Source organism: Amycolatopsis alba DSM 44262 (assembly GCF_000384215.1).
GTDB lineage: Bacteria > Actinomycetota > Actinomycetes > Mycobacteriales > Pseudonocardiaceae > Amycolatopsis > Amycolatopsis alba.
This window is the reverse complement of sequence record NZ_KB913032.1, coordinates 4,742,455-4,766,167: the sequence shown is the minus strand read 5'-3', so window position 1 is coordinate 4,766,167 and position 23,713 is coordinate 4,742,455. Positions and strand designations below refer to the sequence as shown.

The 23,713-nt window shown below is 69.4% G+C and carries 24 protein-coding genes; 10 read left to right on the top strand and 14 right to left on the bottom strand.

What is annotated here, in order from left to right; genetic code table 11:
• Positions 1-111: 111 nt before the first annotated feature.
• Complete coding sequence (locus AMYAL_RS0122895; protein ID WP_020633598.1) at positions 112-1,284, bottom strand: acyl-CoA dehydrogenase family protein; 1,173 nt, start codon at positions 1,282-1,284, stop codon at positions 112-114.
• A gap of 104 nt (positions 1,285-1,388) precedes the next feature.
• Here AMYAL_RS0122895 and AMYAL_RS0122890 point away from each other — a divergent pair, with 104 nt between their 5' ends.
• Positions 1,389-3,038: a class I adenylate-forming enzyme family protein gene (locus AMYAL_RS0122890; RefSeq protein ID WP_020633597.1), complete on the top strand. Its 1,650-nt coding sequence runs from the start codon at positions 1,389-1,391 to the stop codon at positions 3,036-3,038.
• Between the two features lie 90 nt (positions 3,039-3,128).
• On the opposite strand, the gene purE is transcribed toward AMYAL_RS0122890, so the two are convergent.
• The 5 genes from purE to AMYAL_RS0122865 form a co-directional block, all read right to left on the bottom strand.
• The gene (gene purE, locus AMYAL_RS0122885; protein ID WP_020633596.1) at positions 3,129-3,626 is read right to left on the bottom strand and encodes a 5-(carboxyamino)imidazole ribonucleotide mutase; all 498 of its coding nucleotides are present in this window, start codon (positions 3,624-3,626) and stop codon (positions 3,129-3,131) included.
• A 12-nt stretch (positions 3,627-3,638) separates the two neighbouring features.
• Positions 3,639-4,823, bottom strand: coding sequence for a 5-(carboxyamino)imidazole ribonucleotide synthase (locus AMYAL_RS0122880; protein ID WP_020633595.1), 1,185 nt, complete (start codon positions 4,821-4,823; stop codon positions 3,639-3,641).
• 13 nt (positions 4,824-4,836) lie between these two features.
• The gene (locus tag AMYAL_RS0122875; RefSeq protein WP_026467997.1) at positions 4,837-6,042 is read right to left on the bottom strand and encodes a glycosyltransferase 87 family protein; all 1,206 of its coding nucleotides are present in this window, start codon (positions 6,040-6,042) and stop codon (positions 4,837-4,839) included.
• On the bottom strand, positions 6,017-7,369 hold the full coding sequence (locus AMYAL_RS0122870) for a glycosyltransferase 87 family protein (RefSeq protein ID WP_020633593.1): 1,353 nt from the start codon (positions 7,367-7,369) through the stop codon (positions 6,017-6,019). The genes AMYAL_RS0122875 and AMYAL_RS0122870 overlap by 26 nt, the downstream gene beginning before the upstream one ends.
• A gap of 69 nt (positions 7,370-7,438) precedes the next feature.
• Positions 7,439-8,299 carry a hypothetical protein gene (locus tag AMYAL_RS0122865; RefSeq protein ID WP_020633592.1) on the bottom strand — a complete coding sequence of 287 codons (861 nt, stop codon included), beginning with the start codon at positions 8,297-8,299 and terminating at the stop codon, positions 7,439-7,441.
• A gap of 256 nt (positions 8,300-8,555) precedes the next feature.
• On the opposite strand from AMYAL_RS0122865, the gene AMYAL_RS0122860 reads away from it, so the two are divergent.
• The 8 genes from AMYAL_RS0122860 to AMYAL_RS0122825 all read left to right on the top strand — a co-directional run bounded on the left by AMYAL_RS0122860 (position 8,556) and on the right by AMYAL_RS0122825 (position 16,633).
• The gene (locus tag AMYAL_RS0122860; protein WP_020633591.1) at positions 8,556-10,886 is read left to right on the top strand and encodes a sigma-70 family RNA polymerase sigma factor; all 2,331 of its coding nucleotides are present in this window, start codon (positions 8,556-8,558) and stop codon (positions 10,884-10,886) included.
• Positions 10,887-10,895: 9 nt separating this feature from the next.
• The gene (locus AMYAL_RS0122855; RefSeq protein WP_020633590.1) at positions 10,896-11,396 is read left to right on the top strand and encodes a GtrA family protein; all 501 of its coding nucleotides are present in this window, start codon (positions 10,896-10,898) and stop codon (positions 11,394-11,396) included.
• A gap of 106 nt (positions 11,397-11,502) precedes the next feature.
• Complete coding sequence (locus AMYAL_RS0122850; protein ID WP_020633589.1) at positions 11,503-12,042, top strand: GtrA family protein; 540 nt, start codon at positions 11,503-11,505, stop codon at positions 12,040-12,042.
• Positions 12,043-12,277: 235 nt separating this feature from the next.
• Complete coding sequence (locus AMYAL_RS0122845) at positions 12,278-13,636, top strand: MDR family MFS transporter (protein ID WP_026467355.1); 1,359 nt, start codon at positions 12,278-12,280, stop codon at positions 13,634-13,636.
• A gap of 11 nt (positions 13,637-13,647) precedes the next feature.
• Positions 13,648-14,484: an NAD(P)H-binding protein gene (locus tag AMYAL_RS0122840; protein WP_020633587.1), complete on the top strand. Its 837-nt coding sequence runs from the start codon at positions 13,648-13,650 to the stop codon at positions 14,482-14,484.
• A 299-nt stretch (positions 14,485-14,783) separates the two neighbouring features.
• The gene (locus tag AMYAL_RS0122835) at positions 14,784-15,431 is read left to right on the top strand and encodes a response regulator (protein ID WP_020633586.1); all 648 of its coding nucleotides are present in this window, start codon (positions 14,784-14,786) and stop codon (positions 15,429-15,431) included.
• 151 nt (positions 15,432-15,582) lie between these two features.
• Positions 15,583-16,215, top strand: coding sequence for a helix-turn-helix transcriptional regulator (locus tag AMYAL_RS0122830; protein ID WP_020633585.1), 633 nt, complete (start codon positions 15,583-15,585; stop codon positions 16,213-16,215).
• Between the two features lie 4 nt (positions 16,216-16,219).
• Positions 16,220-16,633: a Pvc16 family protein gene (locus AMYAL_RS0122825; protein WP_020633584.1), complete on the top strand. Its 414-nt coding sequence runs from the start codon at positions 16,220-16,222 to the stop codon at positions 16,631-16,633.
• Here AMYAL_RS0122825 and AMYAL_RS0122820 read toward each other — a convergent pair.
• From AMYAL_RS0122820 to AMYAL_RS0122810, 3 genes are all read right to left on the bottom strand, one after another.
• Positions 16,611-17,123, bottom strand: coding sequence for a hypothetical protein (locus tag AMYAL_RS0122820; protein WP_020633583.1), 513 nt, complete (start codon positions 17,121-17,123; stop codon positions 16,611-16,613). The genes AMYAL_RS0122825 and AMYAL_RS0122820 overlap by 23 nt on opposite strands.
• 63 nt (positions 17,124-17,186) lie before the next feature.
• Complete coding sequence (locus tag AMYAL_RS0122815) at positions 17,187-18,470, bottom strand: ATP-binding protein (protein WP_020633582.1); 1,284 nt, start codon at positions 18,468-18,470, stop codon at positions 17,187-17,189.
• Position 18,471: 1 nt separating this feature from the next.
• Positions 18,472-19,176 (bottom strand): response regulator transcription factor, encoded by a 705-nt coding sequence (locus AMYAL_RS0122810; protein ID WP_026467353.1) that lies wholly within the window; start codon positions 19,174-19,176, stop codon positions 18,472-18,474.
• A 42-nt stretch (positions 19,177-19,218) separates the two neighbouring features.
• Between AMYAL_RS0122810 and hisN the strand changes: the two genes are divergently transcribed.
• The gene (gene hisN / locus AMYAL_RS0122805; RefSeq protein ID WP_020633580.1) at positions 19,219-20,004 is read left to right on the top strand and encodes a histidinol-phosphatase; all 786 of its coding nucleotides are present in this window, start codon (positions 19,219-19,221) and stop codon (positions 20,002-20,004) included.
• A 15-nt stretch (positions 20,005-20,019) separates the two neighbouring features.
• On the opposite strand, the gene AMYAL_RS0122800 is transcribed toward hisN, so the two are convergent.
• From AMYAL_RS0122800 to AMYAL_RS0122780, 5 genes are all read right to left on the bottom strand, one after another.
• Positions 20,020-20,295 carry a hypothetical protein gene (locus tag AMYAL_RS0122800; protein ID WP_020633579.1) on the bottom strand — a complete coding sequence of 92 codons (276 nt, stop codon included), beginning with the start codon at positions 20,293-20,295 and terminating at the stop codon, positions 20,020-20,022.
• The gene (locus AMYAL_RS0122795) at positions 20,292-21,110 is read right to left on the bottom strand and encodes a TNT domain-containing protein (RefSeq protein WP_026467352.1); all 819 of its coding nucleotides are present in this window, start codon (positions 21,108-21,110) and stop codon (positions 20,292-20,294) included. Before AMYAL_RS0122795 ends, AMYAL_RS0122800 begins: the two co-directional genes overlap by 4 nt.
• Positions 21,111-21,230: 120 nt before the next feature.
• Entirely contained in the window at positions 21,231-22,163 is a 933-nt protein-coding gene (locus AMYAL_RS0122790; protein ID WP_020633577.1) for a hydroxymethylglutaryl-CoA lyase, read from the bottom strand.
• Entirely contained in the window at positions 22,163-22,747 is a 585-nt protein-coding gene (locus tag AMYAL_RS0122785) for a PH domain-containing protein (protein WP_020633576.1), read from the bottom strand. Before AMYAL_RS0122785 ends, AMYAL_RS0122790 begins: the two co-directional genes overlap by 1 nt.
• Positions 22,748-22,844: 97 nt before the next feature.
• Positions 22,845-23,669: a biotin--[acetyl-CoA-carboxylase] ligase gene (locus AMYAL_RS0122780; RefSeq protein WP_020633575.1), complete on the bottom strand. Its 825-nt coding sequence runs from the start codon at positions 23,667-23,669 to the stop codon at positions 22,845-22,847.
• Positions 23,670-23,713: the final 44 nt, after the last annotated feature.

Here is a 23,713-nt window from a genome sequence, read left to right as displayed (position 1 = left end):
GCCGTTCGAAGGAACTGCCACAGCAGCCGGGCGGCCTGGTGCCCATGACGGCCTGGAGGCGGCCTGATCATGAGCAGCCAGGGCCGCCCGAACTACCGGGTCAAGATCAAATCAGCCCTTGAGCAGGGCGCGCGCCATGACCATGCGCTGGATCTGGTTGGTGCCTTCGTAGATCTGCGTGATCTTCGCGTCGCGCATCATGCGCTCCACCGGGAAGTCGCGCGTGTAGCCCGCGCCGCCGAAGAGCTGCACCGCGTCCGTCGTGACCGACATCGCGATGTCCGACGCGTACGCCTTCGCGGCCGCGGCCATGTAGCCGCCGCGCTTGTCGCCGCGTTCGGTCGCCGCGGCGGAGGCGTAGACGAGGTTCCGGGCGGCCTCGATCTTGATGCCCATGTCGGCCAGCATGAACTGGACACCCTGGAACTCCGAGATCGACTTGCCGAACTGCTTGCGCTCCTTGACGTACGCGATGGACGCGTCGAGCGCGCCCTGCGCGATGCCCAGCGCCTGCGCGCCGATGGTCGGGCGAGTGTGGTCGAGGGTGCGCAGCGCGGTCTTCAGGCCGGTGCCGGGCTCGCCGATGATGCGGTCGGCCGGGATGGTGCAGTTCTCGAAGTGGATCTCGCGGGTCGGCGAGCCCTTGATGCCGAGCTTCCGCTCCTTCGAGCCGACGGTGAAGCCGGGGTCGTCCTTGTGCACGACGAACGCGGAGATGCCGTTGGCCTTCTTCTCGGCGTTGGGGTCGGTCACCGCCATCACGGTGTACCAGGACGATTCACCCGCGTTGGTGATCCAGCACTTGGTGCCGTTCAGCACCCAGTGGTCGCCGTCGAGCTTCGCGCGGGTGCGCATCGAGGCGGTGTCCGAGCCGGCTTCGCGCTCCGAAAGCGCGTAGGACGCCGAGGTCTCGCCCGAGGCGATCGACGGCAGCACGAGCTTCTTGAGGTCTTCCGACGCCGAAAGGATGATCGGCACCGTGCCCAGCTTGTTCACCGCCGGGATCAGCGACGCCGACGCGTCGACACGCGCGACCTCTTCGATCACGATGCAGGCGGCGATGGCGTCCGCGCCCTGGCCGTCGTAGGCCTCCTCGATGTGGACGGCGTTGAAACCCGACTTGACCAGCGCGTTGTACGCCTCGATCGGGTAGCGCTCGTCCTCATCGACCTCGGCCGCGTACGGCTCGATCTCCTTCTCCGCGAGGGCACGCACCGCGGCCCGCAGCTCCTCGTGCTCCTCGGCAAGCTGGTACAGACCCGGACCGTCAGACACCTTCGTCACCTCTTCTAACCGCGCTTGGGAGTTTGTCCGATGTTAGCGCTCGTTCACATTGAGCGACATCGCGAGCCTTGTGTCCTTGGCCGCAAAGTCCGTACGTTCGGGTGATGCAGCTCACCCAGGTCCCCCGGTCGCTCGACTATCCCGAGGTCCCGGTCGGCTCGGTGCTGGCAGGCGCCGCTGCTCGCTGGGGCTCCCGCACGGCCTTCGCCCACGGAGACCAGCGCCTCACCTTCGCCGAGACGTACAGCGCGGCCTGCCGGTTCGCGAACGCCCTGCGCGCCGAGGGCATCGGCCGGGGCGACGTCGTGGCGCTCCACCTGCCGAACTGCCTGGCGTACCCGATCGCGTACTACGGGACGCTGCTCGCGGGGGCCACCTTCAGCCCGGCGAATCCCCTGCTCCCGCCGGACGACCTCGCCTTCCAGCTGGCCGACGCCGGAGCGGTCGCCGCTGTCACCGTCGGCCCGGTCGCGCGCGTGCTGGCTTCGGTGCGTGATCGGACGTCGGTCCGGCTGAGCATCGTCGTCCACCCGCCGGACGGGCTCGCCGAGGGAGAGATCGAGTTCACGGAGTTCTACTCCGGTCACCCCGACGAGCGGCCGGACGTCGAGATCGACATCTACCGCGATCTCGCCCACCTGGCGTACACCGGCGGCACCACCGGCCGCTCGAAAGGTGTCTGCCTGCCGCATCGGAACGTCGTGGTCAACAGCCTGCAGAGTTCCTGCTACCGGCTGGGCGCGGTCCCCGCCGTCGACGCCTCGGGCGAGGTGATCGTCGAGCAGTTCGGGGAGCCGGACGAATGGCCGTCCCGGATCGGCACCGGGATCGCCCTCAACCTGACGCCGTGGTTCCACGCGATGGGCACCATCGCCGCGCTCAACGTCCCGCTGCTCGACGGCGCCACCATCGTCCTGCACGACCGCTTCGACCCGGCCGCGTACGTGGCCGACGCCGAACTGCTGCGGGTCACCACCATCGGCGGGGCGCCCGCGCTGTTCGCAGCGCTGCTTTCCTGCCCCGAGTTTCACACAGCCGACCTGTCCTCGGTGCTGACCATCGGCTCCGGCGCGGCACCGATGAACCACGCGATGATCCGCGCCCTGCAGAACCGCTTCCCCGGCGTACTCATCATCGAGGGTTACGGCCTCACCGAGGTCACCATGGGCGCCGTCATCGCGCCGTCCTACCGGTCCGCCGTGCGGAAGGTCGGTTCGGTCGGCCTGCCGCTCCCCGACACCGAGATCAAGATCGTCTCGGCCGAAGGCGGCGAAGATCCTTTGCCCGCCGGGGAAAGCGGCGAGGTGTGCCTGCGCGGCCCGCAGGTGATGGTCGGCTATCGCAACCGCCCCGAGGAAACCTCTGCCGCGCTCGTCGACGGCTGGCTGCACACCGGCGACATCGGCCTCCTCGACGAGGACGGCTATCTATCCATTGTGGACCGCAAGAAGGACATGCTGCTGTACAAGGGCTACAACGTCTTCCCGCGTGAACTGGAAGAGCTGCTGATCACCCTGCCCGGTGTCTCCGCGGCGGCCGTGGTCGGCAAGCCGGACACCGAGGTCGGCGAGCTGCCGGTCGCGTTCGTGGTCCGCAGCGACGAGAACGTCACCGCCGAGCAGCTCTTGGAGGCCGTCGGCGCTCGCGTGCTGCCGTACAAACGACTGCGGGCGGTCCACTTCGTCGACCAGATCCCGGTGTCGGCCGCCGGGAAGGTGCTGAAACGGGAACTACGAAAGCAACTCACCGACTGAACTCAGTGGCCGGGCACCTTCGGTCGAACTGACCGAAGGTGCCCGGCCGAAACCTTACAGTTATCGGCAGAATTCAGAGGACGAAATGCGTCAGCCTTCGACGCGTTTGCGCAGGGCGGCGTCCTTGTCGAGCACCAGCTGCTCCAGATCCGCCTGGAAACGGGCCATCTTCGCCTGCAGCCCCTCGTCGGACGCGGCGAGGATGCGCACCGCGAGCAGGCCGGCGTTCCGTGCCCCGCCGACGGAAACCGTCGCGACCGGGACACCGGCGGGCATCTGCACGATCGAGAGCAGCGAGTCCATGCCGTCGAGGTACTTCAGCGGCACCGGCACGCCGATCACCGGCAGCACCGTCGCCGACGCGACCATGCCCGGCAGGTGCGCGGCCCCGCCGGCGCCCGCGATGATCACGCGCACGCCCCGCGAAGCGGCCGAAGTCGCGTAGTCGAGCATCCGCTGCGGAGTGCGGTGTGCCGAGTAGACGCCGACCTCGTATTCGATACCGAACTCGGCCAGGGCCTGCCCGGCCGCTTCCATCGTCGGCCAGTCCGAATCGCTGCCCATGATCAGGCCAACCTGCGGCGACATTCTCAGTTACTCCTAGTGGATCTCGTAGCCGTCGAGCCAGACGGCGTGGGAAAGCCAGTGCGCGGCGAGCAGCGCGCGGTCGCGCAGCTCCTCCATGCGTTCGCCAACGAGGTTGACGTGGCCGAGTTTGCGGCCGGGCCGCTCCCCCTTGCCGTACAGGTGGACGCGGATGTCCGGGTACCGCGCGAACAGGTGGTGCAGCCGCTCGTCCGGCCCCATCTCCGGCGCTTCGGGAGCGCCGAGGACGTTCGCCATCACGCAGGCGGGGGCGATCAGGTCGGTCAGCCCGAGCGGGTAGTCGAGCACCGCCCGCAAGTGCTGCTCGAACTGCGACGTCCGCGAGCCATCCTGCGTCCAGTGTCCCGAGTTGTGCGGGCGCATGGCGAGTTCGTTGACCAGCAGGCCTTCGTCGGTCTCGAACAGCTCGACGGCGAGCAGCCCGGTCACGTTCAACGTGGCCGCGATCCGCAGCGCGAGGTCCTGCGCCTCCTGCGTGCGCTCGATGCTCAGCCCCGGCGCCGGGGCGAGCACCTCGGTGTTGATCCCGCCGGACTGCACGGTCTCCACGACCGGCCACGCCGCGCCCTGCCCGAACGGGGACCGGGCCACCAGCGCGGACAGTTCGCGCCGCATGACGACCTTTTCCTCGACCAGCAAAGGGGTTCCGGCGTCGAGGAGTTCGGGGACGGTCTCGCGCGCGTGCTGCGCGGTGTCGAGCATCCAGACGCCGCGGCCGTCGTAGCCGCCCTGCGCCGCCTTGAGCACCACCGGCCAGGAGTGCTTGTCACCGAAGAAGATCACGTCGTCCACAGAGGACACTTCGGCGAAGTCGGGGCCGGGGATCTCCAGCCCCGCCATCATCTCGCGCATGACGAGCTTGTTCTGCGCCATCGACAACGCGGCCGGATCTGGCCGGATGGTGACGCCTTCCATCGCGAGCGTCAGCAGGTGCTCGCCGGGAACGTGCTCGTGGTCGAAGGTCAGCACGTCGACCCCGGCGGCGAACGAGCGCAGCGCTTCGAGGTCGGTGTGGTGCCCTTGCACGACCTCGCCCGCGACGAGGCCGGCGGATTCGTTCTCCCCGGCGGCCAGCACGCGCAGGGACTGGCCGAGGGAGATCGCCGCCTGGTGGGTCATCCTGGCCAGCTGTCCGCCGCCCACCATGCCCACGATCGGAAGACCGGTTCGTTTGTCCATAACAAGGTGCAGATTACTTGGCCGCCACGGCCGCGACCTGGGCGGACCCGCGTCGCAGCTCCCGCACGGCCAGGGCTGTGATGGCGATCGCAGCGGTGAGGACGTAGACGTTGCCGAGCAGCGACCAGCCCAGTCCCCAGCCGAACTCGGTCACCCCGCCGTTGGGCACGAACATGATCACGCCGCTCGCGAACAGCACCGCGACGCCCGCGGCCGGAACCCACGACCGGCGGATGACGAGCAGGACCAGCAGCGGCACCGTCCACACCCAGTGGTGTGACCACGACACCGGCGAGAGCAGCAGCCCGTAGAACGCGGTCACCAGCAGCGCGCCGACCACGTCGCCGCGGCGGTGCAGGCGCACGACCAGCCAGACGGCGGGAACAGCGAGGACGGCGGCGATCGCGATGGCCATCGTCAATGACCACGGCGCGAGTTCCGAAGCGCGGTTCACCAGCCCGTTGAGTGATTGGTTGAAGATCCAGTGCACGGAGCCGACCCGGCTGGGATCGGTCGCCGACTCGGTCCAGAAGCGGACGGCGTCGCCGGGGATCACCGCGAACATCACGGCTTCGAGCCCGGCGAACGTGCCGAGCGCCCGCAGCGCGTCCTTCCAGCGACCGGTGAACAGCAGATGCGGCACGAAGATCAGCGGCGTCAGCTTGATCGCCGCCGAGATCCCGATCAGCACCCCGGCCCAGCGCGAACCGCGGGCCGAAAGCACCAGGACGTCGAGGACGACCAGCGCCATCAGGATGAGGTTGATCTGCCCGAGGAAGAGCGTCTTCCACACCGGCTCCAGCGCCAGCGCGCCCGCCGTGGCCAGCGGCAGCACCCACCACCGGGTGATCGGCGCTCCGCAGGCGCGGGCGACCACGGAGATCACGACGCTCAGGCAGACCAAGGAGAGCGCGCCGGCGACGCCCCAGGTCAGCCCGGCCGGGACGATCGCGAGCGGCAGGAACAGCGGCGCCGCGGCCGGGGTGTAGGTGAACGGCAGCAGCACCCACGGCGGCAGCGTCGTCAGCGCCTCGCGGGTGTAGAGCGGTTCACCTTTCAGCAGGGTGAGGGCACCGGCGCGGTAAACGGCGCTGTCCGCGCCGAGGTGCCATTCGCCGAGCCAGGCGACGACGCCCAGCGCGAGCATCGCCAGCGCGAGCGCGCCCGCCAGCGCGGCCCCGAGTACACGGGGCTCAGCCGCCGGACGCGACTTCAGCATGTTTTTCTTCGTCCCCCGTGCCCTGCTTCCGGCGCAGGTACCACCAGCGCCCGGCCAGCGCGAGCGCCAGCACCAGCGGCATGAAGATGTACGCGCTGCCGAGGATGTTCTGCCACACCTTCCAGTGCAGCTCGACGTTGCGGCCGTTCGGCAGGATCAGCAGCACGCAGCTGATGAAGACGAAGAACACCGCGAAGGTGCCGAGCCAGCGTTTCCACGCTGTCGCGGGAGTGGTCTTCGGCAGGCGCGAGACCAGCAGGACGACCAGCGGCGCCACCCAGACCCAGTGGTGGGTCCAGGAGATCGGCGAGATCAGCAGGATCCAGAACGCCGTCACCAGCATCGCCGCGAGCGCCTGGCCCTTGCGGTGGAAGCGGAGCACCAGCCAGATCGCCGGGATCGCGAGCAGCGCGCCGATCCCCATCGCCGCCTTCGACGCCCAGGGCGCGAGCTCGGTGAAGCGGTTCATCAGCGCGTTCAGCGACTGGTTGCCCGCCCAGTGCACCGGGCCGATCCGGCCGGTGTCGGGCAGCGTGTAGGTCCAGTACCGGGCCGCGTCGTGCGGGATGATCAGGAACATCAGGCCCTGCAGCACGATGAACGTGATGAGCCCGCGGATGGCGTCCATCCGGCGGCCGGTGATGAACAGATGCCCCAGGAAGACGATCGGGGTGAGCTTGATCGCGGCCGCGACGCCGACGAGCACCCCGCCCCAGCGGCTGCCCCTCGCCCCGATGACCAGGATGTCCAGCATCACCAGCGCCATCAGGATGATGTTGATCTGGCCGAGGAAGGTCGTGCGCCACACCGGTTCGAGGCCGAGGAAGACCAGGAAGAACGCGATCGTGGACCGGGCGGGCGAGGCCCACCAGCGGGGGCCGTCGGTCGAGGGCTTCGGCAGCGCGCCGATGGCGATCCGGACGCACAGTGCCAGCGCGAGCAGCGAAACCGCGGTCAGGAGCCCCCAGGCGACCTGCGTCGGGACCAGCGCGAGCGGGATGAAGAACAGCGCCGCCGTCGGCGGATAGGTGAACGGCAACAGCGCCCACCACGGCTCCACCGGAAGCGTGTTCGCGTCGTACAGTGGATCACCGTTGAGCAGTGTCTCGGCACCGGCGCGGTACACCGCGCTGTCCACGCCGAGCACCCAGTCGTGCTGCCAGCCCCAGATACCGAAACCGATCGCGACCAGCGGGATCACCGACAGGATCAGGATCGATCTCGGCCGGACGGACAAGCGGGCGAGCGACCTCCGCAGCGACAGACGATGCTGCGGGCGGCTCGCCGAAACGTCGCCGTTGGTGTCGGCGGGAACAGTCCGGGTCACGCAAACAGGAAATCATGAACCGGGTCCCCGCACCTCGACAGGGTCGCCCGCGACCTGGAGAACGTCCGGTCAGGACCGGGCGAGACCGCTGAGGAGATCGCACGCCTGGTCGTAGGTCGCCGGGAGCCGGACGGCCGAAATCTGCGGGCGGCCGGTGTCCCGCAGCTGGGCGTCCACCGAAAGCCGCTCGTTGAGCGCCCTTCGCAGCGCGACGCCGGACGAAGCGAGCCTCACGTCCTTCGGCACCAGCACACCCGCGACGGACGGCCCGAGCGAGGCGACGCTCTCCCCGCCGTCGAACACCTGCTTCAACGCGTCCGCGACCAGGATCATGCCGGTCAGCCGGGGCCAGCCCGCGACCGCACTGAAGTCCATCGAGACCACGAGCAGGGTGTGCACCTCCGAGACCGGCCGTTCGTCACGGCGGGCCTGGCGGTACAGCTCACTCAACCGGGTCCTCAAGTACGCGGCGGTCGGCAGCCCGGTGAGAGGTTCGGTGACTTCGGTGTTCACGAGCTGATCGGTCGCGACGTCCGCCCAAGCCAGCGCTGTCACCCGGAGTAACCGGGAGGGCGTGGTGTCGACATCCGGTGCGATGAACCCGTCCACCGCGTCCGGGTCGGCGAGCACGGCGTGCAACGCCGCGAGATCCGCGAGCGTTTCGGCCAGCCCGGCACCCGCCGCGGCACGCGCCCGGCCCAGCCCCGCGAGGGCGGTTTCCGCCACCTCCGCGGTGGCGACCCGGCCGTTCTTGATCACCGCCGCGCAGACGGCGTCGACCTCGGGGAGGCCCCAGTCACTGGGGAAACGCCAGCCCGCGGCCAGGCTGGCCGTCCGCCAGCGGGCCCGCAGGGCGCGAAGAGAGCGATCTCGTTCGAACCGGTTCCAGGCGGCTTGCCCATCGGGCGCACCAGTCGCCGGTACGTCCACTGCCCACCGCCCCTTCCATTCCGATCTTTTCGATCTTGCGATCGCTTCACGGTGGGGACGCCGGTCCACGTCGTGCGTGACGGCGTTTTCCAAGGATCTTTCCGAACTCTTCGGTAACCCGTCATGGGTGAAGGCGTTGCGCTCTCCGGGTCATCGGCGGGGCCGCGAGGTGACGTGCGTCGCCCGTTCCGTCACACTGAGCGTGTTCAGGCGTTAGGAAGAGTAGACCCGCCTAACCCGCAGATGAAGGAGTCCCGTGTCCACCGTTCCCGCCGATCTCACCGGTAAGAGTGACGCCGAGCTGATCGCCGAGGTGCGTGACGGGAAGATCGCGTCTTACGGAACGCTTTACGAACGTCACGCCGGCGCGGCGCACAATCTCGCCCGCCAGCTCGCCCGCTCGAGTTCCGAAGCCGACGACCTTGTTTCGGAAGCCTTCGCGAAGGTGCTGGACACGCTGCGCGGCGGCAAGGGCCCCGACGCCGCTTTCCGCGCGTACCTGCTGACAGCGCTGCGGCACACCGCTTACGACAAGACGCGCAAGGACAAGCGCGTCGACCTGAACGAGGACATGTCCGACGTCGGCGGTGCCGTCGGCGAAGCTCTGACGGTCCCCTTCTCCGACACCGCCGTCGCCGGGCTCGAGCGCACGCTCGCCGCGAAGGCGTTCGCCCGGCTGCCCGAGCGGTGGCAGGCGGTGCTGTGGCATACCGAGATCGAGGGCCAGAACCCGGCCGAGGTCGCGCCGCTGCTGGGGTTGACCGCGAACGGTGTCTCCGCGCTCGCCTACCGCGCCCGTGAGGGCCTGCGGCAGGCCTATCTGCAGGTCCACCTGGCCGAGAACTCCGGCGAACGCTGCCGCGCGAGTGCCGACAAGCTCGGCGCGTGGACTCGCGACGGGTTGTCCAAACGTGAACGCGCCCAGGTGGAGAGCCATCTGGACGAATGCGAGAAGTGCCGCGCGCTGGCCGCGGAACTGGCCGACGTCAACACCGGTCTGCGCGGGATCATCGCGCCGATCGTGCTCGGTGGCGCGGCTCTCGGGTACCTCGCGACGACTGGGGCGGGCAAAGCCGCCGCGGCCACCGCGGCCGGGACGGCCATCACCGCGGGCACGACTTCGGCCGCCGCGGCGGGCACGACAGCGTCGGGCACGGGCGCGGCGGGTTCGAACGCGAGCGGTGCCGCCGGCGCCGCCGCGGCCGGACCGCGCCAGTTCGTCACGGTGGCCGGATCGAGCGCGGCCATCGTCGCCGCCGTCGCGGTGGCGCTCGCCGCCGGTGGTGGCACCCAGGAGATCCCGGCCGCGGCCGCCGTCCCGCCACCCGCCGTGGCGCCGGCACCGGCCCCGGTGAACCCGCCGCCGGTAGTGCCGCCCGCGCCGCCGGTGGCTCCTCCAGCGCCGCCCGCGCCACCTGCTCCTCCCGCGCCTCCCGCGCCGCCTGCTCCCCCCGCTCCTCCCACGGAGCAGCCGCCGCCCGCTCAGCAGCCTCCGCCCTCCCAGACGCCCCCGCCCGCGTCCTCGCCGACGATCCCGTCGCCTCCGGCGATGACGGCGTCGACCCCCGCCGGGGGCGTCCACCTCGAACCGGGTGAAGACGCCAACCTGCCGATCACCGTGCGCAACGACGGTGGGTCGAAGTCCGAGCCCGTCGCGGTTTCGCTGAACCTGCCGAAGGGTGTGACGGCTGTTCCCGCCGGTGGCGGTGGCGCGATGGGCGTCACCGGCTTCCGGCAGCAGGCGGGACCCGCCCCGATCGCGGTGAGCTGCCCCGGCGGCAGTGGCACGGTGACCTGCAAGACCGGGACCGGTCTCGAACCGGGACAGTCCGCGGTGCTGACGTTCCGCCTGCGTGCCGACGAGACGGCCGAACCGGGCAGCATGGTGACCGGTTCGGTGACCGCGGGCGCGCAGATCAAGGTGTCGGTTGCGGTGAAGGTCACCGTGAAGCCGCCGCCGGACGACCTCACCCTGCGGGCCGAGAGCGACGGGCTGTCGGCGTTCCCGTGGAACCGCAATCCGCTGGTGCTGATCCGCGTGAAGAACACGGGCAAGTCGACGAAGCCGGTGACGATCACCCTCGACCACCGCGTGCTCAGTTCCTGGAGCGTGTACGGCATCCCGTGCACTCCGACCGGCGAAGGCGCTTCGTGCACTTCGCGCGGCTCGCTGGCTCCGGGCCGTCAGGCCAGCCTGTGGGTCCGGCTGAAGGGCCGCCCCGCGGACAATGTCCCGGTGACGGTGAACGCCACCCTCGGTGTCGCGAAGGCGAAGCCTGTCGAGGTCCACTTCGGCTGCTGGCACCACTGGTGCGACGACAACGCGCTGCTTCCGCCCACCACTGTGCCGACGATGCCTACGCTGCCTTCGGTCACTTCGAAGCCTCCGTCCACTTCGCAGACTCCGAAGCCAGGGCGGCCTGGGTGGCCTTCGCCGTCGAAGAAGCCTTTGCCGTCCGTGACGCCTTCAGAGTCGGCGAAGCAGGTGCCCACCCCGCCCGCCGCGACCACGAGCGCGCCGCCGCGACCGGGCAAAGCGAAGCCGACCACGCAGCCCAACGGGATCGTGGACCGCGTCTTCGAGTAGCGTGCCCGCATGCTGGGGAGGCACCGGGAGCTGCTGCGTTTCGCCGTGGTCGGGGGCGCGAGTTTCGTCATCACGATGACGATCACCTACGGGCTGAAGTTCACCGTGCTGACCGACAAACCGGTGACCGCGCTGATGATCGGCGTGCTGGTGGCGACCGTTTTCTCCTACGTCGCGAACCGTGAATGGTCGTTCCGTTTCCGCGGTGGCCGTGAGCGTGCCCACGAAGCCGCGCTTTTCTTCTTCCTCAGCGCGATCGCGCTCGGCCTCAACGCGCTTCCGCAGCTGATTTCGCGGCACGTGCTCAACCTGGAAGAACCGCACGTCGATCTGCTGACGCAGGAGATCGCCGATTTCGTCAGCGGCGTGGTCATCGGGACGCTGCTCGGCACGGTGTTCCGCTGGTGGTCGTTCAAGAAGTGGGTCTTCCCGGAGGCGGGCGCGCGGCCGCGGCTGCTGCGGGGCGAGGGGCGGCGCGCTTCCGACATTCCCGAGGACCCCGCCGCCTGACAGGCGACAAGAATTCCGCCTACTGGAAACACCCAAACTGCCCTATACCACTCCACCTCGCCCCCTCCCGACCCATTCGATGGCCCGCGCGAATTAGACTGACCGAGTGACCGTGGTCGAATCCGTCCTTTCCCGGACGCCCGAGCCGCTCCGATCGGTGCTGATCAAGCACCGGGAGCTGCTGAAGTTCGCGATCGTGGGCGGTACGACGTTCCTGGTCGACAACGGCGTCTGGTACCTGCTGAAACTCAGTGTGCTGGAGTCGAAGCCGACCACGGCGAAGGCGATCGCGATCATCGTCGCGACGATCGTGTCCTACATCCTCAACCGCGAATGGTCCTTCCGGACCCGCGGCGGCCGCGAACGGCATCACGAGGCGGCGCTGTTCTTCGTGATCAGCGGGATCGCCGTGGTGGTCAACCTGATCCCGCTCTACACGTCGCGCTACGTCTTCGATCTCGAAGTACCGCACGTGACGCGGTTCGTGCAGGAGTTCGCGGACTTCACGAGCGGGTCGATCATCGGCATGCTCCTGGCGATGTTCTTCCGCTTCTGGGGTCTCAAGAAGTGGGTCTTCCCCGACGAGCTGGGCAAACGCCGCCGGGACAGCGACGAGCCGGACGAAGACGTCGTCCCTCTTCGCTAACTACTTGCCAAAAGACATGTGATTGTCTAGGGTCATCCATGTCAACGTACCTTCACTGATGACGCCGGCCGGGTTCGTACGGTCGAGCGGGACGAATTCGAGGTGATCGCCAAGCGCGAAGAGGACCGCATCCGGTTCGGATGACGGTTGAGCCTTTTCCCGTCTTGGCGGGGATACGGAGCACTGCTCCGCGTCCTTCGCGATCCCTCGTTTCTTCCAGTGAACGGATCCTTTCTTGAGCACCGCTCTCGGCGCGCCTCCGCGCGCCCGAAACACCCTTGCCCTCGTCGGGCTCTTCGTCGCCGTGTTCCTGGCGATGCTCGACTCCCAGGTCGTCGCGACCGCCCTGCCCCGGCTGGTCGGCGAACTCGGCGGCGCCACGTCGTTCGCCTGGGTCACCACCGCCTACCTGCTGGCGGGCAGCGTCAGCGCGCCCGCCTACGGAAAACTCGGCGACCTCTTCGGCCGCAAACGCGTCGTTCTCGTCGCGATCGCGCTGTTCGTCCTCGGCTCCCTGGCCTGCGCGCTCGCCCCGACGATGCCGCTCCTGATCGCCGCCCGCGTCCTGCAGGGCGTCGGCTCCGGCGGCCTGTTCGTCGCGGTCGCCGCGATCATCGGCGAACTGTTCCCCGGTCGCGAAGGCGCCCGCTATTTCGCCTGGTTCTCGATCTGCTTCGCCGGTTCCTCGCTGGCGGGTCCTGTCGTCGGCGGCGTGCTGACCGACTTCGCGGGCTGGCGCTCGATCTTCGGGCTCAACGTGCCGATCGGACTGGTCGCGCTCGTCATCGTCGCGCGATTCCTGCGGCTCGAGCGACGGCGGACGACCGCGCCGTTCGATTTCGCGGGTCTCGTCGTCCTGTCCGGCGCGATCGTCGGCCTGACCCTGGCGACTCCCTTGTCCGCGTCGATCGGCGCCGTGCTGCTCGTCGCCTTCCTGTTCATCGAACGGCGGGCGGCCGAGCCGATCATCCCGCTCCGGCTGTTCCGCGCCAGGATGTTCAGCCTGAGCGTGCTGGCCAGTGCCGCGGCCGGGTTCGTCTTCCTGGGTTCGGTCAACTACCTGGCGCTCTTCCTGCAGACCGCGGGTGGCGCCGGACCTTCGGAAGCCGGTCTCCTGCTGCTGCCCATGACGCTCGCGGTCGCCGCGTCGTCGATGGTCGCGGGCAAGATCATCGCCAGGACCGGCGCCTACCGGTGGGCGCCGATCCTCAGCATGACCCTCGGCCTCGCCGCCGCGCTCGCGATGTCCACAATGGACGAATCGACACCTTTGCCGCTCGTCGTCACCTATCTTGTCGTATTCGGCGCGGCGGCAGGGCTCAACATGCAGGTGCTCTCCATGGCGGCCCAGCAGAACGTCGCCCGGACCGATCTCGGCGCCGTGTCCGCGACCGTCGGTTTTCTCCGGTCGCTCGGCACCACGGCCGGGCTGACCGTTTTCGGCGCGGTGTTCACGGGCTCGTTCGGCACCGACAGCCCGGCCGGGTACGCCTCCGCGCTCAACGGCGTGTTCTGGGTGATGGTTCCCGCCCTGGTGACCGGCCTCGCCGCCGCCCTCTTCCTGCCGCGCGTTTCGCTGCGGCGCAACCACTAAGGAGTTCTTCGATGATCCTCGTTCTCGGTTCCACCGGCAAAATCGGCCGGGAACTCGTTCCCGCGCTGCTGGACAAGGGCGCTCGCGTGCGCGCACTGACCCGTGACCCCGCCCGCGCCCGGATCGATCCGCGCGCCGAAGTCGCCGCCTGCGATCTCGACGCTTTCGATCCCGCGCTGCTCGACGGTGTCGAACGTGTCTTCCTCCTGACCTCCGGGCACGGCTCCGATCCGCTCGCCCAGGAACAAGCCGTGCTCAAGGCCGCTTCCGACGTCCAGCACGTCGTCAAGCTGTCCACCACCGGCGTCCACTTCGGACAGACCGATCCGATCTCACTGGTGCACACCGCGGCCGAGCGGTCCGTGCGCGAGGCGGGGCCGGACTGGACGATCCTGCGACCCGGCACGTTCATGGACAACCGGTTCGCCTGGCTGCACGCCGTCCGCGGCGACGGGGTCATCCGCGTGCCCGAAGGCGATCCGGCGTCCGCGCTGGTGCACGTCCGCGACATCGCCGCCGTCGCCGCGACCGTGCTGACCACCGACGGGCACGCGGGCAAGACGTACCCGATCACCGGCGGCGAAGCGCTCACGACGCGGCGACAGGTCGAGATCCTCGGCGAGGCCCTCGACCGGCGGCTGACCTACGTCGAAGAACCCGAAGCCGACGCGCGCGCCCGGATGCTCGGCTTCGGCTGGCCCGCTTCGGCGGTCGACGGGATCTTCGAGCTCAAACGGCAGTCAGCCGGGAACGAGGAGATCGTGTTCGGCACCGTCGGCGAACTTCTCGGCCGGGCGCCGCTGACCTTCGCCGACTGGGCTCGCGAACACGCCGCCACCTTCGCCTGACCTGCGGAAAGACAGCAAGGGACCTTTGCTGTCGCGGTCCGTGAAGGCCTCCTTCCCTACCCTGAGAGTAGGGAAGGAGGCCTTCACGGACTTGCGACTCTCTCGACATCAAGAGAAGCGATAGCAAAGGTCCCTTGCTCCCCCGCCTGGTCCGAAAGGGTTAATGACTTGGGGCGGATCCCCGCGATACGCGACACTCATCAGGCGTTTAATTTATCGCCGGTCCGCTGTCCGGACCACGCGTTGTCCGCGACCGGCCCTCTCGCTAACGTGCCGCGTCGGGGAGACAGGGGGAGCCCATGAACGAACGCCTTCGCGTGCTCGTGGTCGACGACCATCCGCTGTTCCGGTTCGGGGTCTGCACGCTGCTCGCCAACGAGCCCCACGTCGACGTGGTCGGTGAGGCCGCGAGCGGGGCGCACGCGATCAGCGCGGCGAGCGCCCTCGCACCCGACGTCGTGGTCATGGACCTGCACTTGCCCGACATCAGCGGCGCCGAAGCGACCCGGCACATCGTCGCCGAACAGCCCGGCGTCGGCGTGCTCATGCTGACGATGGCGGACGAGAGCGAATCCGTTTTCTCCGCGATGCGCGCCGGGGCCCGCGGATATCTGCTGAAAGACGCCGAACCCGACGAAATCATCCGTGCCGTTCACGCTGTCGCGAGGCGCGAAGCGATCTTCGGGCCTGACATCGCGACGCGAGTCCTCGGCTTCTTCAATCACTCTCTGCCCAGCGCGGACACGGTGTTCCCGGAATTGACCGGCCGCGAACGAGAGGTCCTCTCGCTCATCGCCGGCGGGCACAGCAACACCGCCATCGCCAGCACGCTGTGCCTGAGCCCGAAGACCGTGCGGAACCACATTTCCAACGTGTTCAGCAAACTCCACGTCGCGGACCGCGCCGAGGCGATCGTGCTCGCCCGCGAAGCCGGGCTGGGCCGCTGAAAAGCGCCCCGGTGAAAAAGCGACCCCGATAGGGGCGGCTTTTCGGGCAATTTCGGGACCGGAGTCCCATGCGCACGGGACACCTCACCCGGCAGGGTGAGTAGCGCGAGGGGTGGGACCTTCGCATCGTTCGAGGGGAATGGGGAATCACATGTTCGAACCGAACAGGACACCGGTGGTCGTCCGCGCCACGGATCCGATCCTGCACAACGGCGTCTGCATGACGCTCCGCTCCCGTGACGACGTCTGGCTGGTGGACGGGGAGACAGCCGACCCGAGCATGGTGGCCCTCCTGGTCACCGACCGCCTCGACGAGGCGATGACTCAGCTGCTGTCCGCGTTGCACCACCAGGGGTTCACCCGCATCGTGCTCATCGCGGGTGAGGTCGACGACAACGAGATCCTCAACGCCATCGAGCACGGCGTCTGCGCGGTCGCCCGCCGTTCGGAGGCGGGTGCCGACGTCCTGGTCCGGTTGATCAAGGCGGCCGCCGCCGGGGAAGGCGCGCTTCCGCCGGACCTGCTCGGCAGGCTCCTGCACCGGGTCTCGCGGTTGCAACGTCAGGTCCTGCAGCCGCGTGGCCTGCATTTCGGTGGCATGAGCAGCCGGGAAACCGAGGTGCTCAAACTGGTCGCGTCGGGGTTCTCGACGCAGGAGATCGCCGATCAGCTGTGCTATTCGCAGCGCACGGTGAAGAGCATCCTGCACGACGTGACCAACCGGTTCCAGCTCCGGAACCGGTCGCACGCGGTGGCTTACGCACTGCGTGAGGGACTGATCTGACACCGTGATCAGTCAGGTCGACGAGGCGTTGTGCCGGCTCATCGCACCGCATCTGCCGGAGGGGACGGTGGTCCGGCTGGATCCGCCGAAACCCACCTGGCAGACCGGGACACCGGTGTCGAGCGTCGATCTGTTCCTCTTCGCCCTGCACGGCGCCGGCACGGGAACCGGCGCCGTGCGGGCGAAACGGTGCGAACTGTCCTATTTGATCACCGCGCGGGCGGACAAGGTCCGGGACGAGCACACCCTGCTCGACAGCTCGCTCCGGGTGTTGCTCGGGACCGAATTCCTCGTGGTCGACGAGCGGCCGCTGCGGCTGGCCATCGGGAAGACCGATCCGACCGGGCTGTGGGTCAGCCTCGGCCTGCCCGCACGGGCGGCGTTCGTCGTCACGGTCACGGCGGAGTACCGAGACTGAGCACCGAGGCCCGCCGCAGGACCACCCCGCCGATGGACGCCAGCTGCGCGCCGAAGAGTTCGCACCATTCGGTCGCGGTCTCGGGCGGGCCGCATTCGCCCGCGCGCGGGGCCCAGCAGGCACGGACTTCGAGGCGGTAGCCGAGCACGCCGGTCAGGGTCAGCCCGTTCCGGCTGGTACCGACCCAGCACCTGCCCTGGTAGACCCAGCTGCCCGGTGGCTGGAACACGGCGCTCTCCTGGACGAACCGATGCCCCGCCGTGCCGGTGACGGTCGCGACAGGGGTGTCGATCCCGCTGACGAACAGGCCTTTCGAAAGCAGGTCGAGGGCTTCGGCTTCCATCCGCTCCACCACCCCTGGCGGACGACGGCACGCGTACAGGTCGCCGTCGAAGGACAACTCCAAGGAGATCGCCACCTTGCCGATCTCCACGGTCGCCGCGGCCACCGGACTCACCGGCGGGCGGTACCGGAACGCCGTCGCTCGCACTCCCCGACGTTAGGGCGGCGCGCTTTCGTGGCCCTGCCCGATCGGGAGATCCTTCGGGAGTTCTTAGCGGGGGACCCGTTCGGCGGGCCACCGCACTTCGGCCACATCGCCCGGTCGCGGGACCTTCAGGAAGAGACTGAACACCGCGGGCTGCTTGCTCGACAGCTCCAGCCGTCCGCCGTCGGCCTCGATGAGCGCGCGGGCGAGGGCGAGCCCGACGCCGGTCGACCCGCCGCCGGAGAATCCGCGTTCGAAGATGTGCGGCGCCAGCTCGTCGGGCACCCCAGAGCCGGTGTCGGCGACCTCGATGACGACGGTGCCCTCCGTGTCACCGCGCCGGGCGGCGAGCGTGACCGTTCCCGCGCCGTGGCGCAACGCGTTGTCGAGCAGGACGCCGACGACCTCGCGCAAGCGGCCCGGCGTCGCCCTCGCCCTGAGCCCATCAGTGACGCGGATCCGGAGATGCCTGCCTTCGGCGCGAAGCAGCTGTCGCCATTCCTCCGAAATCTCGGGCAGCATCTGCGGCAGGTTCACCGGTTCCGCGCCGACCTCGCGCGCCGCCCGCGCGGCGGCCAGCAGTTCATCGAGCGCCTCGGCCAGCCGGTCCGCCTGTTCCTGCGCGGCCTTCGCCTCGTCGACGACGTCCTGATCGGGGTGGACGGTGAGCGGTTCGAGCCGCAGCTGCAACGCGGTCAACCGGCTCCGCAGCTGATGGGAGACGTCGCCGACGAGCTGTCGTTCTCGCTGGACGAGCTGGGCGAGCGCCGTGCCGGAGGCGTCGAGCGCTTCGGCGACCATGTCGAGTTCGCCGACGCCGTAGCGCTTCGGATCCGGCCGGAAATCACCGCCGCCGAGTTTGACCGCCCGATCGGCGACATGTCTGAGCGGTTTCGCGAGCCGCCGCGCGGTCACGGTCGCGACCACCGTGCCGGTGCCCACCGACAGCACGACCAGCAGCACCACGAGCAGGGTCACCTGGGTCTGGCGGGTGCGCATCGGCCCGGCGGGCACGGCCAGCTCGACTTCGCCGTGCAACGCGATCGGCGCTTTCTCCGACACCACGTCGGAGCCGGGATCGGAGCCGTACCGTTTCTCGATCTGGCCCTGCGCGCGGACGGTCAGCAACCCGCCCTGCGGGACGGCCACCCGGACCAGGTCGAGATTGATCGGCTGGCCGACGGCGATCTCGTTGTCCAGCGTCGCCGCGATCCCGCGGGCCGAGGACGCCAGGTTCTCGCGGTTGAGGTTCTCGACCAGCTGCCAGGCGGTGATCCCCAGCGGGATGCCCAGCACGGCCGCGGTGACCGCGACGGCGAGCAGTATCGCCAGGAGGATGCGGCGGCGCATGCTATTCCGCGTTGAAGCGGAAGCCGACGCCGCGGACCGTGGCGATCCGCCGTTCGCCGTCGCCGTTCCCGCCGGGTTTCCCCGACCGGCCCGCTGCCTCGTCCGCCGCGATGGAGAGCTTCCGGCGGAGCCAGGACATGTGCATGTCGAGCGTCTTCGAGGTCTTCGATTCGAGGTCGTTCCACACCTCGGCGAGGATCTCGTCGCGGCTGACCACCTGGCCCGCACGGCTCATCAGCACCCGCAGCAGCTCGAATTCCTTGTTCGCCAGCTGCACCTCGTGCAGGTCCACGGTGACCATCCGGGCACCGAGGTCCATCCGCACTCCCCCGGCTTCGAGCACTTCGGGGGCCCGCCGCCGGAGCAGCGCCCGGATGCGGGCCAGCAGTTCGGCGAGCCGGAACGGCTTGGCGACGTAGTCGTCGGCGCCGGCGTCGAGCCCGACCACGAAATCGACTTCGTCCGTGCGCGCGGTCAGCATCAGCACCGGCACCTCGGTGCCGCTGGCGCGCAGGCGGCGGCACACTTCGAGGCCGTCCATCCCCGGCAGGCCGAGATCGAGGACCAGCAGGTCCACCCGATCGCTCGCGGTCGCGTCGAGGGCGGCGGGCCCGTCGCCGACGACACGCACGTCGTATCCCTCCCGCTGGAGGGCGCGGGAAAGCGGATCGGCGATGGCCGGGTCGTCCTCGGCGAGTAGCACCATGCTCACCTGGCCAACTCTACGACTGCCGGGCGTGAAACCATCGTGACCGTGCCTGGCTACGAGAATGATCTGGAACTCGCCACCCGGCTGGCCGACGCCGCCGACGCCATCACCACCGCCCGCTTCCGCGCGCTCGACCTCGCCGTGGAACGCAAACCCGACCGGACCCCGGTCACCGACGCGGACACCGCGGTCGAAGACGCCATCCGTGCGATCCTCGCCACAGACCGGCCGGACGACGCGGTCCTCGGCGAGGAACGCGGCGGTTCGGCCGCGACCGGCCGCGCCTGGGTGCTCGACCCGATCGACGGGACCAAGAACTTCCTGCGCGGCGTCCCGGTCTGGGCGACGCTGATCGCGCTCGTCGAAGACGGCGATCCCGTGGTGGGCATGATCAGCGCTCCGCTGCTCGGCCGCCGCTGGTGGGCCGCCACCGGGGACGGCGCCTGGATGAGCGACTCCGCCGGGGAGCGCCGCATCTCGGTGTCGAAGGTCGCGTCGCTCGAAGACGCGTATCTGTCCACAACGGACCTGAACTCGTGGGTGGAGTACCACTCACGGGACAAGTACATCGACCTCGTCGACGCGTGCTGGGAAAGCCGCGCTTTCGGCGACTTCTGGCACCACTGCCTGGTCGCCGAGGGCGCGCTCGACGTCACCGCGGAATGCATCGTGAACCCGTGGGACGTCGCCGCGGCCCAGGTGCTGATCACCGAAGCCGGTGGCCGGTTCAGCGACCTGAACGGCGAAGCGCGCTATGACAACGGCTCGGCCCTGTCGACGAACGGCCTGCTCCACGACGAGGTCCTGGCGATCCTGAAGCGCTGAGTCACGCGCTCGGGGTCACTGCGCGCCGGGCAGCAGGCCGACGGCGCCCCGTGCGACCTGTGACCAGGCGAGACGTCCGAAGAGGTAGTGGCAGGCGACCTGTTCGCTGGTGAACCGTGCCCAGTCGTACCGGTTGCCCTGCTCACGCCAGAAAACCTCCCAGGCGGGCTCGGCTCCCTCTTCTTCGCTGAGCATGAGACACCAGGCGTTGTCCGCCTCCGTGCCGACCGAGACCACCTCGGCAGGCACGCCCAGCGCGGCCAGCCACCGCAAGATCGTCCCCGTGTTCACCGGACCTCCCCCGTGACGTCCGCCAGGAAGCCCAGCGTGACGAGTTCATCGGCGCCCAGCACCGTGCGAAAGCGCACTCCGCCGCCTGGCTGGCCGAACCACTCGGCGGCCACCGAGCGCCAGACCGGCAGTGGCCGGACGACGCGGTAACGCCGGTACGCGGCGACCCGGTCCGGCGGCAACGAGCGCATCGAAAACAAGGTCGCGTCCTCGGCGAGCATCCGGCCGTGCTGATCCCCGAAGCGGTCGAGATGGGTGCCGACGTCGAGCATCACCGGCGTCGCCGGGCCGATACCGCCGTCATCGGGGGGCCACACGTAACCCGTTTCACCCGCGAAGCGCTCTCGCCAGCCTTCCGGGGACTCCCCGCCCCACGGATCGTGTCCCCTGGTCAACGCGGGCGGAGCGGCGGCGGCCGGAGTCGTCGGCGAGCGCCGGAAACCACTGCTGACGTGCGACAACGCGTCGAGATCGTCCAGCACGCCCGCCTCGGGATGAGCCAGCGGGCCGGAACCGCCGTCGGGGAGCGGCAACTGGCGCGCCGGTTTCCCCATCGCGACCGGGAGATGCCCGATGGGGAACATGTGCACGAGGAACAGCGCGATCACGCTCTCGCGTTCGGTCCGCAAGGCCCCCATAGGCGGCAGCGGGGCGGGTTGAGGGGGCGGCTGCGGGAAGGGCACTCGCAACGGTGCCACCGCGGGCGGCCACGGCGAAGGCACGTACGGGGCGCGCGCCCCGTGAGGTGGTGTCGGGTCGTCGTAGCCGACAGGCAGCCGGATCGGCCCCGTTCCGGCCTCGCTCGGATCGGTCACCGCACCTCCCCCAAGAAATTCGGGCTCCACCGGTGGAAGGAGGAGGCAGCGGACAGGACGCGCTACGACTTTAGCGTCGACCGGCGTCCTCGTTGGTGGATACCCGAAAGCGCGCGAACCTCAGCCTGCCAGCGCGTTGACCACACGGGACGGGCTGGGCCTGCCGAGCTTCCCGGCCATCCACTTGCTCGTCGACACCAGCGCGTCGAGATCGACACCGGTTTCGACGCCGAGGCCGTCGAGCATCCACACCAGGTCCTCGGTCGCGAGGTTCCCGGTCGCCGATTCGGCGTACGGGCAGCCACCGAGCCCGCCCGCCGAAGAGTCCACAGTGGACACACCGCAGCGAAGGGCGGCGAGGGTGTTCGCGAGCGCCTGGCCGTAGGTGTCGTGGAAATGGACGGCCAGCGTGCCGACGTCGGGGAACTGCCCGATCAGCGCCTCGACCTGGCCCGCGGTGGCGACGCCGATGGTGTCCCCGAGCGAGAGCTGCGAGCAGCCGAGGTCCAGCAGCCGTTTGCCCACCCCGGCGACCTGCGTGGCCGGGACCGCGCCCTCCCACGGGTCGCCGAAGCACATCGACACGTACCCGCGGACGTCGAGACCTTCGGCCCGCGCGCGGGTGACGACCGGTTCGAACATCGCGAACTGGTCGTCCACCGTCGAATTGAGGTTCTTCTTGGCGAAGGTCTCGGTGGCGCTGGCGAAGATCGCGATCTGCGAGACCCCGGCTTCCAGCGCCCTGTCCAGTCCGCGCTCGTTCGGGACGAGCACCGGGTACCGGACGCCCTCGCGCTGGTCGAGCCCGGTGAGGAGCTGCTCGGCGTCGGCCAGCTGCGGCACCCATTTCGGGCTCACGAAACTGGTCGCCTCGAGCGTGGTCAGGCCCGAATCGGCGAGTCTGTCCAGGAATTCGAGTTTGACCTCGACCGGGACGATCGCCTTCTCGTTCTGGAGGCCGTCGCGCGGGCCGACCTCCCAGATCGTCACCCGCTCCGGCAGGGCCGAGGCGGACGGGACACGGTCGGGCAGGCCCAGCTCTCGCGTGCCCATCAACGACGCCGGTTTCCGCGAGGCTGGTGCCCCTGCGGCGGAAGCGGTTCGGTCTGCTGCGGTGCCCCTGGGACGGGCGGCGTGTAGTCGTCGTACGGGTTGTCGTTGACTTCGCGGTAGATGACCGTGTGCACGCGCTCGACCTTGGGGATGTCGTCGAACTTCAGCGGTTCGTCCGACGCGGACTCGATCACCAGCGTGCCGCAGCCGAAGACGCGGTCCAGCAACCCGTGCTCGAACTGGACGCTGTTGATCCGCGACATCGGGATGTCGATCCCGGTCCGCTTGAGCACCCCCTCACGGGCGATCAGCCTGTCCGTGGTGACGATGAAATGCGTCGTGCGCCAGCGGACGAACGGCGCCAGGAAGAGCCACACGACGAGACCGAGCCCGACCGCGGCGATCGCGATCTCGGAGATCAGGTCCCACGGGGCCGTCGCCTCCTTCGCGATGATCGCCAGCCAGATCCCCACGCCGAGCGTGACGATCAGCGCGAGGAAGGGGAAGATCAGCATCTTGAAATGCGGGTGACTGTGCACCACGACGTGCTCGTTTTCGCTGAGCAAATCGTCCGGATAGGCCACGACGGACGCTCCCAAAGTGTGGTCGACGCTGGTGAGCTCACCGTACCGGCGAACGGTCCCGGCGGAAGACCGGACGCCGCAAAACGCACCGCACGGATCAGGACGCGGCTGGCCGCACGTGGACGACGTCTCCGGCGAACACCGTGTACCGCTCACCACCGGGAACGTCGACCTGGAGCTGACCGGCGGGATCGATGTCGGCCGCGCGGCCGGTCAGCGACGAACCGTCGGGCAGCTGGACCTCGACGTCCTGGCCCAGCGTGGCGCAGTGCCTCCGGTAGTCCCCGAGCAGGCCCGCCTCGGCCAGCGAACCGCCGGCGAGGCGCCAGCGGCGTTCGAGGTCGTCGAACCCGGCGAGCAGCCGCGCGGCGATCTCGGCGCGGTCGGTCTCCGTCGCCCCCTGCTCGGCCAGCGACGTCGCGGGCAGGCCGCCGGGCCCGGCCGGGACGTTCTCGCCAAGCGGCAGCACGTTCAGGCCGATGCCGAGGATCACGGTGGTGTCGCCACCGGCGACGGCCTCCGCCAGGATGCCCGCGCATTTGGCGCGGCCCGGCCCAGCCAAGACGTCGTTCGGCCACTTGAGGACGGCGTCGACGCCCAGATTCGCGGCGACCTCCCGGACCGCGAGCCCCGCGACCACGGAAAGTGAACCCAAATTGGCGAACGGGACCTCGCGCGGGCGCAGCAGCACACTGACGTAAAGGCCGGATCCCTTCGGCGAGGACCACTGCCGGGCGCGGCGGCCGACCCCGGCCGTCTGCTCCTCGGCGATCAGCACCGTGCGGTCTTCAGCCCCCTTCGCGGCGGCTTCCCGCAGGTCGGCGTTGGTGGACCCGGTGCTCGCCACGACCTGGATCGCGGCGTACCGGCCGGACAGCGCGGCACTCAGACGCTCGGCGTCGAGCGCTCCCGTCTCACTCATCTGCCCAGAATATGAGAGTCCCCCTAACGTGCAAGGCGTTCGCT